This window comes from Bifidobacterium tissieri (genome assembly GCF_002259645.1).
Classification (GTDB): domain Bacteria; phylum Actinomycetota; class Actinomycetes; order Actinomycetales; family Bifidobacteriaceae; genus Galliscardovia; species Galliscardovia tissieri.
In genome coordinates, this window is sequence record NZ_MWWV01000015.1 from 49,837 (window position 1) to 64,333 (window position 14,497).

9 protein-coding genes are annotated in these 14,497 nt (G+C 60.7%); 6 read left to right on the forward strand and 3 right to left on the reverse strand.

The genetic code is table 11. From position 1 onward, the window contains the following. Window positions 1–7: 7 nt before the first annotated feature. The 3 genes from gcvH to BTIS_RS09345 all read left to right on the forward strand — a co-directional run bounded on the left by gcvH (window position 8) and on the right by BTIS_RS09345 (window position 4,199). Window positions 8–409, forward strand: coding sequence for a glycine cleavage system protein GcvH (gene gcvH / locus BTIS_RS09335; RefSeq protein ID WP_094664827.1), 402 nt, complete (start codon window positions 8–10; stop codon window positions 407–409). After that, complete coding sequence (locus tag BTIS_RS09340) at window positions 402–1,637, forward strand: App1 family protein (RefSeq protein WP_245819398.1); 1,236 nt, start codon at window positions 402–404, stop codon at window positions 1,635–1,637. The genes gcvH and BTIS_RS09340 overlap by 8 nt, the downstream gene beginning before the upstream one ends. Window positions 1,638–1,751: 114 nt before the next feature. Next, window positions 1,752–4,199: a S9 family peptidase gene (locus tag BTIS_RS09345; protein WP_094664831.1), complete on the forward strand. Its 2,448-nt coding sequence runs from the start codon at window positions 1,752–1,754 to the stop codon at window positions 4,197–4,199. A gap of 161 nt (window positions 4,200–4,360) precedes the next feature. On the opposite strand, the gene BTIS_RS09350 is transcribed toward BTIS_RS09345, so the two are convergent. The 3 genes from BTIS_RS09350 to BTIS_RS09360 all read right to left on the reverse strand — a co-directional run bounded on the left by BTIS_RS09350 (window position 4,361) and on the right by BTIS_RS09360 (window position 8,406). Further along, on the reverse strand, window positions 4,361–6,670 hold the full coding sequence (locus BTIS_RS09350; RefSeq protein WP_094664833.1) for a hypothetical protein: 2,310 nt from the start codon (window positions 6,668–6,670) through the stop codon (window positions 4,361–4,363). Between the two features lie 90 nt (window positions 6,671–6,760). Beyond that, on the reverse strand, window positions 6,761–7,882 hold the full coding sequence (locus tag BTIS_RS09355; protein WP_094664835.1) for a matrixin family metalloprotease: 1,122 nt from the start codon (window positions 7,880–7,882) through the stop codon (window positions 6,761–6,763). Continuing rightward, window positions 7,882–8,406, reverse strand: coding sequence for a hypothetical protein (locus tag BTIS_RS09360; RefSeq protein WP_211279451.1), 525 nt, complete (start codon window positions 8,404–8,406; stop codon window positions 7,882–7,884). The genes BTIS_RS09355 and BTIS_RS09360 overlap by 1 nt, the downstream gene beginning before the upstream one ends. 236 nt (window positions 8,407–8,642) lie before the next feature. On the opposite strand from BTIS_RS09360, the gene BTIS_RS09365 reads away from it, so the two are divergent. The 3 genes from BTIS_RS09365 (at window position 8,643) to BTIS_RS09375 (ending at window position 14,454) form a co-directional block, all read left to right on the forward strand. After that, window positions 8,643–11,912 carry a tetratricopeptide repeat protein gene (locus tag BTIS_RS09365; RefSeq protein ID WP_094664837.1) on the forward strand — a complete coding sequence of 1,090 codons (3,270 nt, stop codon included), beginning with the start codon at window positions 8,643–8,645 and terminating at the stop codon, window positions 11,910–11,912. Window positions 11,913–12,311: 399 nt separating this feature from the next. Continuing rightward, entirely contained in the window at window positions 12,312–13,352 is a 1,041-nt protein-coding gene (locus BTIS_RS09370) for a 3-isopropylmalate dehydrogenase (protein WP_094664839.1), read from the forward strand. A gap of 199 nt (window positions 13,353–13,551) precedes the next feature. Next, on the forward strand, window positions 13,552–14,454 hold the full coding sequence (locus BTIS_RS09375) for a TM2 domain-containing protein (RefSeq protein WP_094664841.1): 903 nt from the start codon (window positions 13,552–13,554) through the stop codon (window positions 14,452–14,454). Window positions 14,455–14,497 lie beyond the last annotated feature (43 nt).

Below are 14,497 nucleotides of genomic sequence, written 5' to 3' on the forward strand. Positions count from 1 at the left end.
TACTGAAATGACCGCAAGCGACATCGCCGCGGACATCGCCGTTCCGGAACATCTGCTCTACTCCGACGATCACGTGTGGGTCGATGATTCCGTGGACCCGGCGGTGCTCGGCATCACCGAGTTCGCCACAAGCCAGATCGGCGATCTCGTGTTCGTGGATCTGCCCGAGGTCGGCACCCGCGTCGAGGCCGGCGACGAGATCGTGCAGCTTGAATCCTCCAAGGCGGTTTCGCCGATGATCAGCCCGGTGGCCGGAGAGGTCAAGTACGTCAACCGCGAGGCGTACGACGATCCCAGCGTCGTTGACACCGATCCCTATGGTGAGGGCTGGCTGGTCAAGATCGAACTCGACGATGACGAACCCGATCTGCTCAGCGCGGACGAATACGCCAAGGTGGCCCATGACTGACGTCACCAAGACGATCGGAGAACCCGACTCCGGGCGCTCCGATCAGCTTTCCGGCTCCGAGGAGCCGATCATCGCGCAGCCCGCCAGCTCAAACTTCGACGCGGCGGGCCGCTATGAGCGCATCGACATCAAGCCGTTCGCCGTGCGTATCACACGTCGCGTCATCACCCACACGTTCGGCCTGTGGAGTCGCATCTCCACGACCATCGTGAAACGCATGGGCTGGTTCCCGCGCGTGGAACCCTACGTGGGCTATGGCACCGGTGCCTACTCCCGACTGATCTGCCGCACCGTGTACGCGCCGATCAACCGCGTGTCCGGTCTGGTGCAGCGTGGCATCCGCAATGCATTCATGGTTCCCGCGGCTGGCATCCGCGTGCGCATCAGCATCGACAACACCGAACTGCGCACCGTGCAGGTGGGCGTCTCCGAAGCCTATGACGCCGTGGACAACAGTCGCGCCAAGAGCAGCGAATACGCCATTTCCGATGTGCAGGGCTATCTCGATCTGGTCACCGAACGCGATCTGACGCCCGGTGTGCATGACGTGTCGTATGTGGTGGACGGACGCCGTCCCTGCCATGCGCCGTTGTACACGTTCCCCGCCGACGCGGAGGTCGGCATCATCTCCGACGTGGACGACACCGTGATGGTCACGCAGGTTCCCAAACTGTGGCGGGCCGTATACAACATGCTGTTCCTGAACCCGAGCAAACGCATGTCCGTGCCGTCGATGTCGGTGTTCTATTCGAAGCTGAGCGAGCAGTTCCCCGATGCGCCGTTCTTCTACCTGTCGACGTCGCCGTGGAATGTGGAGAGTTCGATCCGTCATTTCATCGACGAGCATGGATTCCCCGAAGGCCCGCTGTTGCTGCGTGACCTCGATCCGCGTCCCAAGACGTTCATTCCGACCGGTGTGCAGCACAAGCTCGAGTTCGTGGAACAGCTGATGGCCGACTTCCCGCGTATGCGGTTCATCCTGATCGGCGACGACGGGCAGAAGGACCCGACCACGTATGCGACGATCGCCCGTCGATACCCCGGTCGTGTGATCGCCATCGGCATTCGCCAGCTGTCTCCCGGCGAATCCGGCCGCCCGCTGCAGCGAGTGACGGGCGTGACCGCATCGCGGCCCACACCGGTAACCGACGTTCCGGTGTTCTACGGCCTCAACGGCGTGAATCTGATGAAGACGATGCTGCCGTATCTGCGCAACCTGTTCAAGTAAGTTCTGTAGCCGTCATGTCCGTTGCCTGGCATGACCTGATACGTGGTGATCGCCCATAGCCTATCGTGGACGTGAGTGTCACAATCCTGCGAATTAAGTGAGATACTGAAATTTATGACTGTTGACAATGTTTGGTCGGATATCACCGGACTGATGCCTCCCAAGGCGGTGAAGGAGCCGAAGCTGCGCAACGCGCAGGGGGAGACGTTCAACGATCCGTACGAGTGGATGCGCGACAAGGATTCCGAACGCGTGCAGAAGTTCGTGGCCGAGGAGAACGACTATTGCGAGCGCCGCATGGCCGGTTTGAAAACGCTGCGTGGCACGCTGTTCGAGGAGATCAAGACCCGCGTGCAGGAAACCGATATGTCGGTGCCCACGCGCATGAACGGCTACTGGTATTTCACACGCACCGAGGAGGGCAAGCAATACGGCATCCAGTGCAGGGTGCCGATTCGCGGCGAAGATGACTGGGATCCGCCGTCGATCAGCGCGTCCGTCATGCGTGGCGATGCGCTGGGTGGCGAGGAGATCGTGTTCGATTGCAACGCTGAGTCCGAGGGGCATGATTTCTTCAGCGTCGGCGGGCTTGATCTGAGCCATGACGGCCGTTATCTCGCGTACAGCGTGGATACGGCCGGCGACGAACGGTACGATCTGCGCGTCCGTGATCTGCAGACCGGGGAGGATTTCCCCGAGGTGATCACGGAGGTGTCGGGCGGCGGCTGCATTACGCCGGACGGCAAGTGGCTGTTCTACACTCGCGTGGACGACGCCTGGCGTCCGTATTGCGTGTGGCGTCATCGTGTGGGCACGCCCGCCGATCAGGACGTGCAGGTGTACAACGAGCCCGACGAGCGCTTCTGGGTGGGCGTGGGAACGTCGTTCGATGAGGAGCAGATCATCATCGAATCGAGTTCCAAGACCACGTCCGAGGTGCTGATGTTGCCGGTGACCGATCCGGAAGGCGAGTTCCAGCCGTTCATCGAGCGTATGCCCGGCGTGGAATACGATGTGAGCTTCGCCCGGTTCGAGGACGATGGCGGTGACATTCCGGTGGCGTTGGTGATCCACAACGTGAGGAACCCCAACTTCGAGATCGATGTGATCGACATGCGCGCGCACAAGCCGCCGTACACGCTTGGCGAGGGCATGCGTGTGGCGCAGGGTTCGCCGGCGGGCTGCGAGCCGCCGCAGGGCCGCAAGTTCACGCCGGCCACGCGCGCGATCCGGTATGAGTCGGTCAGTTCGCTCAGTGAGATCTCCGATAATCCGGAGATTCTGCAGGGCGTGCAGGGTCTGCGCATCGAAGGCATCGCGATGTATCGCAACTTCGTGGCGCTGTCGTACCGTGCGAACAGTCTGCCGCAGCTGGCCGTGATGCCCAAGTACGCGGCCAAGGAGGATTTCCTCGCCGGACGCCCGTGGGGATTCGGCGGCATCGTGCCGCGTGTGCCCGGCAAGCTGTATTCGATCGGTATGAGCGGCAACCCGTCGTATGATGCGCCGCGCATCCGCTACACCACGGTGAGTTATACGCAGCCGGGCGAGCTGCACGAATACGATCCCGTCACCGACACCGATGTGCTGCTCAAGCGCTCGCATGTGCTGGGCGATTTCGATCCGTCGGATTACGCGGAGAAGCGCATGTGGGTGCGTGTGCGCGACGGCGAGCATGTGCCGGTGTCGCTGGTGTGGCGTCGTGGTTTGGTGCCGGCGCTTGAGGGCACGAAGGAGGGGCTGACCGACGAGCTGATCGAAGCGCCGCGTGAGCTGATTCTCTCGTGGGAGGACATGTCGGCGCGCTATGACCGTCGTGAGGCCCCGATGTTCATCACCGGCTACGGTGCGTACGAGATCAGCTCGGATCCGAGCTTCTCCGTGCCGAGACTGAGCCTGCTTGATCGTGGTGTGCTGTATGCGGTACCGCATGTGCGCGGCGGCGGCGAGATGGGCCGTGCCTGGTACGAGCAGGGTCGCAAGCTCAACAAGATGAACACGTTCATCGATTTCATCGACGTGACGGCCGCATTGCAGCGCAACGGCATCGCCGATCCGAAGCGTACGGTGGCGAACGGCGGTTCCGCCGGCGGTCTGCTTATGGGTGCGGTGGCGAACATGGCTCCGCAGCTGTATGCGGGCATCGAGGCGGACGTGCCGTTCGTGGACGCGCTCACGTCGATTCTCGACACATCGCTGCCGCTGACCGTGACCGAATGGGATGAGTGGGGCGATCCGCTGCACAACGCCGAGGTCTATCGGTACATGAAGCAGTATTCGCCGTACGAGAACGTAAAGAGCGCCGACGAGCGCGAGCAGGAGTTCGGCACCCGTCAGTTCCCGGCCATGTTCATCACCACGTCGATGAACGACACCCGCGTGCTGTATGTGGAGCCGCTCAAGTGGCTGGCCCGTCTGCAGGAGCCCGAGGTGGAGGTCGATGCGGTGGCGAAAATCGAGGTGGAGGCCGGCCATGGCGGCGTCACCGGACGCTACAAGCGCTGGCAGGAGATCGCCTACGAGAACGCATGGTGCCTTGCCGCCATGGGCATCGAGGAGTGATCATCGGGCAGTGATCATCGAACGGTGATCGCAACCGCGACCGCACATCACGTATACCACATATCAATTGGGCGATGATGAGATCGGCATGATCATCTCATCGCCCAACTTGTATTTCAATTGATATTCGCAGTGATTCGTGGCATTTGGTTGGTATCCAGCTACCGCAGATCGTCGTCGTGCACACCGACCAACGCGAACGTGAATTGTCCCCGTGCATCCTCGTAATAGTGCAGACGACGGGCCGAATGCCCCTGATCAAGATAGATGCGCCACACCTTCTCGCCGTGCGGTCCGATACGGAACGGCGCCTCCGCGCCCGACCCGGTACGCAGACGGTGGCATTGCCGTGACTTCGACTGCTGCGCGATGCCGGTCAGCACCTCAAGGGCGGCGTCCACCACACGATCACGATTGATCTGCGTCTTCTCCAACGAATCGAAGAACGCCGACGTGTAATCCCACGTATCCGGCAGACGCCGATGCGGCTTGTCGGCCGCAGGGAACCGTAGCGCCCACGCCTCGCGAATCCACATGGTGAACCGGTCACGCTCGAAGACGAGTCGTTCCCGATCATTACGGAACAGACCGCGCAACGTTCGATACTGCTGCCCCTGATAGATGCGGGCACGCCGCTGACTGATGGCATCCTCACGCAGGGACGCGTTCTGCCGACGCAGATCATGCAGTTCGGTGGACATCTTCCGATTCGCACGCTGCTCCTCGCCGATCTGCGCGGCCAACGTCATGATCATCTCCGCGGCCTCGCCGCCGGCATCCTCCGGAATCAGATCACGCACATCGGTGTCGGCATCGATCACGATGGCACGCTGACGCTCGTCCGCGCCAGGCTTCAACGCCCCCTGATCCTCCGGGCTCAGCCAGGGCGGGCCGCCCTCGACCAGCGACGGGGCGGGACGGATATGATCCTTGTCCGCCTCCACGAACGAGACAAGCCAATCGTTCTGATCGGTGCCGCGTGCCACGATCAGCATGGACAGCACGGTACCGCGGTCGAGCAGCAGACGCAGATCCTCGTGCTCGTCGAACGCATCGCCCAACGCATCGCTGGCCTCCACCAGAATCTTCATGCCGGGGTAGAGCGTCACCATGCAATAATCCATGCGCACGGTGTCAACACGACCAAGCACGGTGTCACCATCCGCATAATCCGCGATCGCGTCCTTGCCAGGACGAATGGCAAGACCGGAGATCATGCGATCACGCGGATTGAACTCGCCGTGGATCACCTGACCGCGTGCCAGCACATGATCGGCGGGAATGCCGTCCGCCTCCGGAGGCAGCGTCACCGAAGCCATGTCACCGGATGCCAGCCGGGCGATGCCGCGCTGCGGATACACGCCGATCACCGTGGCCGTGACCGGAACCGTATGCTCGGGAACGGCGGGTGCGTTCGTGGAGTAGGCGTGGGCCAGCATGCCCACCGTGTCATCGATGAGCTGCCGGCGTTGCATTCTGCGCTGCTCATCGGTGAATCCGCCATACGGGCCGCCCAGCAGTCCCGGATCATCCACCCATTCGAGATTCGGCGGATAGGCGCGCAGCATGCCGCCATACACCTGCGCGTCGGGTGGCAGCGCCGCGGTAAGATTCCACGCGGTTTTGGCATTGTCCAGTTCAAACACGATGGCCGTAGATTCCAGCTCCCGGGCCAGGGACTCGGTGTCGAACACCGGCAGATGCGTGGTCGACGTTCGTGTGGCCACCACCACGGGGATACGACGCTCGGGATCGGTGAGATATTCGGCCAGTTCCTCGGCCTGATCCTCCAACACCGGATGCACCAGACCGTCCGCCTTGTCGCGGATCGCGGCGGTGATCAACGTGCCCTCCGCGTTCTCCGTTTCGGAGACCGCGAACGATTCCGTGTTCGTGATGTTCGTGCTGTCTGAGATCACCGTGTCCGATTCTGGAGCATTCATGGCACCGGCGGCGTTGCCGGGTACATCGCCACTGCCGCCGGTCATCGTTGGACCGCCCGCGCTCGCGTTCATCACCATCTGATTCTGCCGGATCTTCTGCTCCTGCTGTTCGATCGCGATCTGTCGGGCGACGGCACCACGGACATCGTTGCAGAACGCCTTGCCGGTGATCTGATGGTCGAGCATGAGTCGTGCCTCACGGTAATTATCGGGTTTCCACCATCGTGAGGTGCCGGGATAGATGCGTACCGCGCCACCGAACACCGACCGTTCCCTGCCCATGCGATCGGTGAACTGAAATCCGGCTTCCGCCGTGTCGATGATGGCGACGTCGATGTCGAAATCATCAAACAGTGCCTGCGGGTCGATCCTGAGTCGATCGCCATCCTTCTTATGCGTAACCACGACCGTCGGCCGGTCCCGTCGTGACTTGCGCAGATATCGCACCAATGCGATCACATCGTCAAGCGAACGGATATGGACGGGCGAATCCGCTGGAAATCGTGAACTATACGGGTCTGTACTCATAGGCATCATCCTTCATGTAGTTCGATTGTACGTGGCGATGCGCGGTCGACCCCGGAACCGCGCCGTCACGTCAACGAATGTGGAGGACCGTTATCTGGCCGGACAGTCCCGAACCAGTGCCTTCAGCGCCTGATGATCCGTGTCGGTCAGCTGCGGCGTGGCGTCGGCCACCGGATTCATGAACGATCCGGGGGAGTCGGTGTGGTCCAGGCCGAGGGCGTGCGCCACCTCGTGCTCGATCACCTCGACGGCAACCGGCTGACCGCCCTGACGGCTGTCCCCGCCGGTTTTGAAATAGTCCTCATTCAGACGGATGTCCGCATAGTAGATGATCGGCGCCTCGTCGTTGCGCGCAATGGCCTGCGGATGCGCCTTGCCCAGCACGCGTTGCGTACGGTTCATGTCGAAATCCGGATACTGTGCGGCGGTGAGGAATTCGAATTTGAACTCGGTATGGGTGGGGAGCGATCCGTTCGACTGGAACGATCCGTCGCCCACCTGCTGCACCTCCTGGAACCGCAGTCCGTTCACCGAGGTGATCGTCTCCAACGCCTGCTTCACCATGGCACGTTCATTCTCACTCGCCGGACCACTGAACGCATACCGGATCGGTTCGCAGGAGACCGTCAGTGCCGGCTGATTGCTGTTTGCTGAGAACAGCATGTACGCGTAACCGCCGGGCAGCGGGGTGTGGACGCCGTCGGCCTGTTGCGCCTGCTGGGATTGGCCGGTGTCCGGTGCGGGGGACTGGCCGTTGACGCTGCCGCCGGCATCGGAGGAATCGCCGCCGTCGTTTGGCTGAGCGGTCTGATCGTCGGTGTTGGGACTGGGGGAGGCAGTATCGTTCGGTTTGCTGCCATCCGCGTTGCTATTCGGGTCCGTGCCGCCGAACAATCCACGGAGGAAATCCATGAATCCGTTGCCCGACGACGAATCACCATTGCCGTCGTTGCCATTGCCGTCGAACAGTCCCTGAACATGATCGTTCCACCACTGCGACGCGGAGTTCTTGGCTCCGTCGACGGCATCGGTGGCCTTGTTCCCCAGATCGGATCCCCATTCCTGAGCCGACTGCGGCAGGTCGCGGACGGCCTGCGGAATCTCGATGCCGCATCCGGAGGTGCCCAGCAGCAGTGCGATCACCGTTGCGGACGCGCATACGGTTCGGCAGACGGTCTTGCCGAACCTGCTCCACCCCTTGCCGCCGGCCATCAGTGCAGCACGCCTTCGGGCCAGATCACGGTGACCGGTTTGCCGACCTCATGCGCGTAGGCCACGGCATCCGCAGTGCCGCCTTTGCCGTTCGCCGGCTGGCCATCCCAGAACGCGACCAGCAGATCGCAGTCATCCACCACACGCTTGCCGGCTGCGTAATAGGCCTCCTCGCAGGGTTCCGCATACCCCAGCGTCACCACCTGCCGGGCCTTGCCCACCAGCGTCTGGAACGACCGCAATCCGGATTCGTCGAACGTACGCTCGTAGCGTCTCGACGGAAGGATCGCCTTCAAGGTGTGTCCGGTGCGCAGAATCTCCGAGGCGAACAACTGATCCGCGCCCACGGCGAGCGAACTCAATCCCACCACGGGCTTGCCGTCGTACTGCGTCAGCAATTCACGCAGTCCACGCTCGACGAACACCCGAGCCTCCTCTGGAATATGCTGATGCCCCGTCACGCCAATGTGAATGATCTGCTGCTCGTCGCCCATCGGTTCGTTGCCCATCGGTTTATCGCCCATCTCGCCAACCACCTCGTTTCTCAAAGACGCTTTCGAGTCTACTCGCCGGGTGCCAGTCGATTCCAGCTCCGCCCGGCCTTACCAGCGGAATTCATTACCATAACGGATGACTGACGACTGCGCGACACAAGTGATCGCTGCGCCGTCATTTTTGATGAACGTTCCATAGCAGTTCCCGTTCGTTACGCACGTAGACTCAAAGTACGATCATTATTTCGCCATCGAGGACGATCATCATGCAATATCATGACTTGGAAAACGCAGTCCGTACCAACACCCATCACGTACTCAATGACTTCCTGCAGCTCGCCCGTGGGAATGCGGCCGTCGTAGCCTCGGGCATCCATCAATTGCTTGCCGTGCCCGGAGGACGTGACTGGCTGCTGGAGGAAATCGGATACGGCGATGACGACGTTCGACGCATCTGGGTGTCCCCGCTGTTTCGGGTATTCATGGGCAATGCGTGGGTCCGCGATATGCAATTCCTGTGGAACGCGGTACGCACGTCGGGCATGACCGATCCCATGGTCTCCCGACTTGTGCGGACGGCGGAGTCTATTGATTGCGATGCGGCGGCCGATGCCCTGCCGGACACCGTGTCGGAGGAATCCGTCGGCGGCAGTGACGATGCCGCCAGCGAATGGCGGTATCTGTGGTTCCAGCTGTTCCTCCAATGCGGCAGGATCGAAGCCGTGCTGCAGTCCGATGGGCCGGATGGCCACCGGTACTTGACCTGTGCCAGGGCTATTGCTCTGATCGACTTCGCGCAGCGCCCGAATCCGCTGGCTGACATGCCTTCCGACGGCGTGCAGCTGGGATACGGCACCGATGCGCAGGATATGATTCTGGGCATATCATGGTCGTCGTTCGTGCGCACTCTCGACTTTTTCCGTTCCGGCATGGCCCATCGCGCAGGCAATGAGGAGGAAGCACGCCGATGCAAGGAATTCGTCGCCAAGGCCGACCGCGTATTCGACCCTGATAACGATGAGGAGGTGGCGCCGGGAATCCGCATCGTTCGTGTTCACCAGCCGGGGCAGTCGTCGGAATCGCAGCCGTACAAACCCGACTTCCGCAGGAACACGGCCATCGGCCTTGCCCGCGAGGCATCTGGATTGGTCGACGACAAACGGTATGCGGATGCATGGAACACATTCGAGCGCAGCAATGCGATTCTTCGCAAGATCGTCAAGGATGGTGAGACCGGAGAGCTCTACGATCTGCGTGACGTATCCGAGGATCATGCCGCAGTAGTGGAACTCATCCGGACGGAATGCCTGCGCGACCTTGGTGTGAACGCCAAGCTCATGGCATCCTGCGCGAGCCATGTGCGTACGGAGGATGATGTCAAGGCCTGTGTGAACGCCATGGTGCGGTATGGAGAGGCATTCGACAAGGCCAGAAACTCCCCGGAAAGCAAGGGAGATCTGGAGGGGTATTACGCGATTGCGGTCACCTATCTTATGGATTACGACCAGCCGGAGGATCGCGAAACGTGTCTGAAGTACTGCGAGGCCTTCTATCGTACGCGTGAGGAGTCCTTCGCCAAGGGCACGAGGATGGACAAGTTCCTGCACTCGTGTTGGCTGAATGTGAATGGATTCATTGCCCGTGGTCTGAGTGATGACACGATTTCGTCGGAACGGGTGGTGGATATCCTGATTCGGGCCAGCCGGACTGCGGCGGATGTTGGCGATTCCGACGGATATCGCATGCACGCCTATTTCATGGGTTCCCTTCTGGACATTATGCATCAGAAGAACGCCTTGTGGCAGAGTAGTGGTCAGGTCTCGCTGGAGTCTGTGTTTGCGAGTTCCTCGTTCGAGATCTGCAGACTGGCATTCAAGCATCACCGATGGGAAATGCTGAAGAGCCATGCCGAAAGTCTGATCGAACGATTGCCTCAGCTGCGCGAGCCGCAGTCGGTTTCCGATGTCGTGGACGCGGTTCTTTTTTACGGGTTCCACCTCTATGACAAGGATCAGTATGACGAAGCCGTGAAGACGCTCGAAACACTTGTGGAACAGATTCGTTCGCGTGGCGTCGACGGTTTCAAGCCGATGGCTGTAATGGAGGTTTTCCGTCGGTATGCATCGTCGCTGTTGTACGCGCGTCGGTTCCGGGATGCCGCTGCCGCGGCCGATGAGACGGAGCGCATGATTGATGAAATCGAGTCGCGCGGGGTTGACGCCGATCAGCATCAGGATCGGCAGAAGTTCATGTCCATGATAGCGCAGGTGCGTTGTCTGGCCTATCTGGATCACGCGAAGGCACTGTTCTTTCTGGGGGCGTTTGATGGCGTGCATACTTACCTTCGTGATATGGAACGGATTCTAGACGTACAGGGCAACGGATTCCCTGACGACCTCGTGAAGGGACTGTCCCAGGAGATACAACAGCTGCGCGATCAATGTGAACAATTGCACAACCAATATGAAGGATCCGTTACGTCAGATACGTCGGATAATTGGACGGCTGCCGCGCGACAGGCATCGGATTCATCACATGCTCGGACTGATGATGCTGATGATGCTGATGATGCGGTGAATGACGACCGTCTGCGGAAGGCACGGAGTGGGGATCTGACTGCCCAGATTGATGTGATGGGGGATCTGCTGAATGGTGATCCCTCGCATCTGGGTGACATCGAATCCTGGTGCGATACCATATTGGACAATCCGGCGCTGAAGGCCGAAGCGGATGCCGGGGACGACACGGCGCTCAGCACGGTGTGCATGTACCGGGGTTTGGCGGAGCGGTTGGGACGTGGCCCGGAAGCGGAAAAGGAATCCTTCGTCTGGCTGGTGCGGGCCTCGTACTGCAAGAATCCCCTTGCCGGATACGCGCAGCATATGCTCGGGGAATCCTATCTGTTCGGCCACGGTGTGTCCCCTGATCCGGATCGGGCGCGTCACTGGTTCACGCAGTCGTGGGATAGTCTGCTGGGATTGGCGACCGACATGTCGGATCCATCGGCGATAACCATGCTCTATCACATGGCACGGAACGAGCTGTTCCGGTATCCTGACGCCGTCAAGTGGTATAGGGTCGGCGCGCGTAAGGGGATGCGAGATGATCTGCTACAGTTCGACCGCAACCATGTTCAGGGGGACGACCACATGTGGGATCCGGAGAAGTCCTATCCCCTCGAGGAAGTGGAGCGGTATGCCGGGGTCGACAGGGAGCGGATCCTGGATATTCTGCATGAGTCGGGCTACGGTGACGGTTCCGACGATGCTCCGGACGCTTCGGATGCCCTGACCTCGTTGGACGGCATCGCCGCGTCGCTGGTGCAGGCTCGTGCCTTGTTCCCCGAGTCACAGGGTGATTCCCGTACGAATGAGTACCGGTCGTCGCTGGCGGAATGCGAGGCCCGTCTCGGATTCCGGTTCACGACCGATGAGCAGGAGGTTCGGCGTACCTGCCGGGAACTGCGTCGTCGTCTCGACTTCGTTGCTAAGTATGACCGATGGGTGAATGAGCAGTTGGACCCTCAGGCGGACTGACGGGTACACTGACGGTCGTTAGTGTGAGCCTCGACGGTGCATGACACAGGTCTTGGCTGTTAGTGTGAGCTCACACTAGCAACCAAGGTCTCCAAAACGTTGAAATTCCAACAACCCTGTTTTTTAGTGTGATCACACTAAGGGAGAGGGGTGCTCAGTATGTGGATGGATTTTGAGTGGTGAGATGATTGGGGAGAATGAGCAGTGATTTGTGGGTGCGTAGTTGTTTGTGAAGTTTTGTTAGATGGCTGATGGGTATGGGACAGTCTGGCTGATGGGTATGGGCAGTCTGTGCGGCGGATGATTGGCGGGACACCGGAATGATGGCGGCCTTCGTGCTCTGTCCACCAGACGGACTTCGAGCGATGGTTTCGGACGGGCACACCTACCCTGTTGGGTATGGCAAATGACATCAAGACACTGAACATCGCCGTCATTCCGGGCGATGGCATCGGCAAGGAAGTCACCCCCGTCGCCCAGCAGGTGCTTGAAAAAGCGTCCGAAGGCGTCGTGAACTTCAACTACACCAACTTCGAACTCGGTGCCGAGCGTTACCTGCGCGACGGCGCGATCCTGCCCGACGATGAGCTGGAGGAGATCAAGAAGCAGGACGCCATCCTGCTGGGTGCCGTCGGCGACCCGCGCATCAAGGCCGGCATTCTGGAACGTGGTCTGCTGCTCAAGCTGCGCTTCGCACTCGACCAGTACGTGAATCTGCGTCCCACCAAGCTGTACAAGGGCGTCACCTCGCCGCTCGCCAACCCCGGCGACATCGACTTCGTGGTGGTGCGTGAGGGCACCGAAGGCCTGTACTGCGGTGCCGGCGGCGCAGTGCGCGTCAACACTCCCAACGAGGTGGCCACCGAGGTGTCCATCAACACGGCGTACGGCGTGGAGCGCGTGGTACGTTACGCATTCGATCTGGCCATGAAGCGCAAGAAGCACGTCACGCTCGTCCATAAGAAGAACGTGCTCATCAACGCCGGCGACATGTGGCAGCGCATCGTCGACAAGGTCGGCGAGGAATACCCCGAGGTCACGCACGACTATCTGCACATCGACGCCACCACGATCTTCCTGGTGTCGAACCCGAGTCGCTTCGACGTGATCCTCACCGACAATCTGTTCGGTGACATCATCACCGACGAGGCCGGTGCCGTGGTCGGCGGCGTGGGATACTCCGCCTCCGGCTGCATCAACGCCACGAACGAATACCCGTCGATGTTCGAGCCGATCCACGGTTCCGCCCCCGACATCGCCGGCAAGGGCATCGCGAATCCGACGGCCGCCGTGCTGTCCACCGCCATGCTGCTGCGTCACTTCGGCTACGACGAGGCCGCCGCGCGTATCGACGCCGCCGTCGAGGCCGACATCCAGGAGCTCGGCTCCACCAAGCGCAGCACCGAACAGGTCGGCAAGGACATCCTCGCCCGCCTGTAAGTCTGCGGTGGCGGTCCGGTAGGAACCGGGCTGGTCAGCATCGCTACGTGCATTATCGTGATGGTCCGTGCGAATCCAAAACATCGGATTCGTACGGACCATTGTTGTATACGGAGTTGCGGAGTTACAGAATATGACAATGTGAGATTGGCACCGCATTTACAGCACAATGTTGCATCGGTCGGGTAGCGTGAGGAATATGACCTCATATAACGAGAATCCCAATCCGTTCGCCAACGGTCCCTCCGAATCAGACAATGCCGGTAACGCAGGCAATGACAACGCCGCGGGTGCCAGCGGCACTGGTGACAACGGCAGCGCCAATCCGTATTCCAGCGCCTACGGTCAGAATGATCAGAACGGCCAGACCGGTCAGTCCTCCTACGATCAGAGTTACGGTTCGGCCGGCCAGACCGACCAGTCCACATATGGTCAGAATCCGTACAGCCAGAGTCCGTACGATCCTTCCGGTCAGACTAGTCAGGCTGATCAGGCGGCATACGGCCAGAGCCAGTATGGGCAGAACGGACAGTCGCCGTACGGCCAGAATCCATACGATCAGAGTGGCCAGTCGGCGTATGGTCAATCTCCATACGGCCAGCAGTCCGGAACCAATCCGTACACTGGCAGTCCGTATGGACAGAACACGTACGCACAGGATCCGTATGGTCAGAACACGTACGGTCAGAACGTATACGGGCAGAATCCGTATGCGCAGACCCCGTACCAGTCCGCTCCGAACGCGGCGCAACCCCCCTATCAGCAGGCGCCTCAGCAGCCGTACACGCAGACCCCATATGCACAGACCCCGCAGACGCCATACATGCAGCAGCCGTATCAGGCCTATCCGATCGGTGGCAAATCCAAGGTCGCCGCGGGCGTGCTCGGCATATTCCTCGGCTCGCTCGGCGTGCACAACTTCTATCTCGGCAACACCGGCAAGGCGGTGGCACAGCTGCTGCTCACGCTTGTCGGCTGGATCATCATCATCGGCCCGTTCGTCGCCAGCGTATGGGGACTGGTCGAGGGCGTCCTGATCCTGTGCTCGCAGTACGGATCGCCGTGGCATCGTGACGGCAACGGCTACGAATTACGTGACTGAGTATTGACCCGACCGAGTACTGACATCAAGTGCGGAGAACCAT

Coding starts and splice junctions, on each gene's coding strand:
- BTIS_RS09375 (WP_094664841.1), top strand. CDS start 13,552: ATGACCTCATATAACGAGAATCCCAATCCGTTCGCCAACGGTCCCTCC.
- BTIS_RS09370 (WP_094664839.1), top strand. CDS start 12,312: ATGGCAAATGACATCAAGACACTGAACATCGCCGTCATTCCGGGCGAT.
- BTIS_RS09360 (WP_211279451.1), bottom strand. CDS start 8,406: ATGGGCGATAAACCGATGGGCAACGAACCGATGGGCGACGAGCAGCAG.
- BTIS_RS09345 (WP_094664831.1), top strand. CDS start 1,752: ATGACTGTTGACAATGTTTGGTCGGATATCACCGGACTGATGCCTCCC.
- BTIS_RS09355 (WP_094664835.1), bottom strand. CDS start 7,882: ATGGCCGGCGGCAAGGGGTGGAGCAGGTTCGGCAAGACCGTCTGCCGA.
- BTIS_RS09365 (WP_094664837.1), top strand. CDS start 8,643: ATGCAATATCATGACTTGGAAAACGCAGTCCGTACCAACACCCATCAC.
- BTIS_RS09350 (WP_094664833.1), bottom strand. CDS start 6,670: ATGAGTACAGACCCGTATAGTTCACGATTTCCAGCGGATTCGCCCGTC.
- BTIS_RS09340 (WP_245819398.1), top strand. CDS start 402: ATGACTGACGTCACCAAGACGATCGGAGAACCCGACTCCGGGCGCTCC.
- gcvH (WP_094664827.1), top strand. CDS start 8: ATGACCGCAAGCGACATCGCCGCGGACATCGCCGTTCCGGAACATCTG.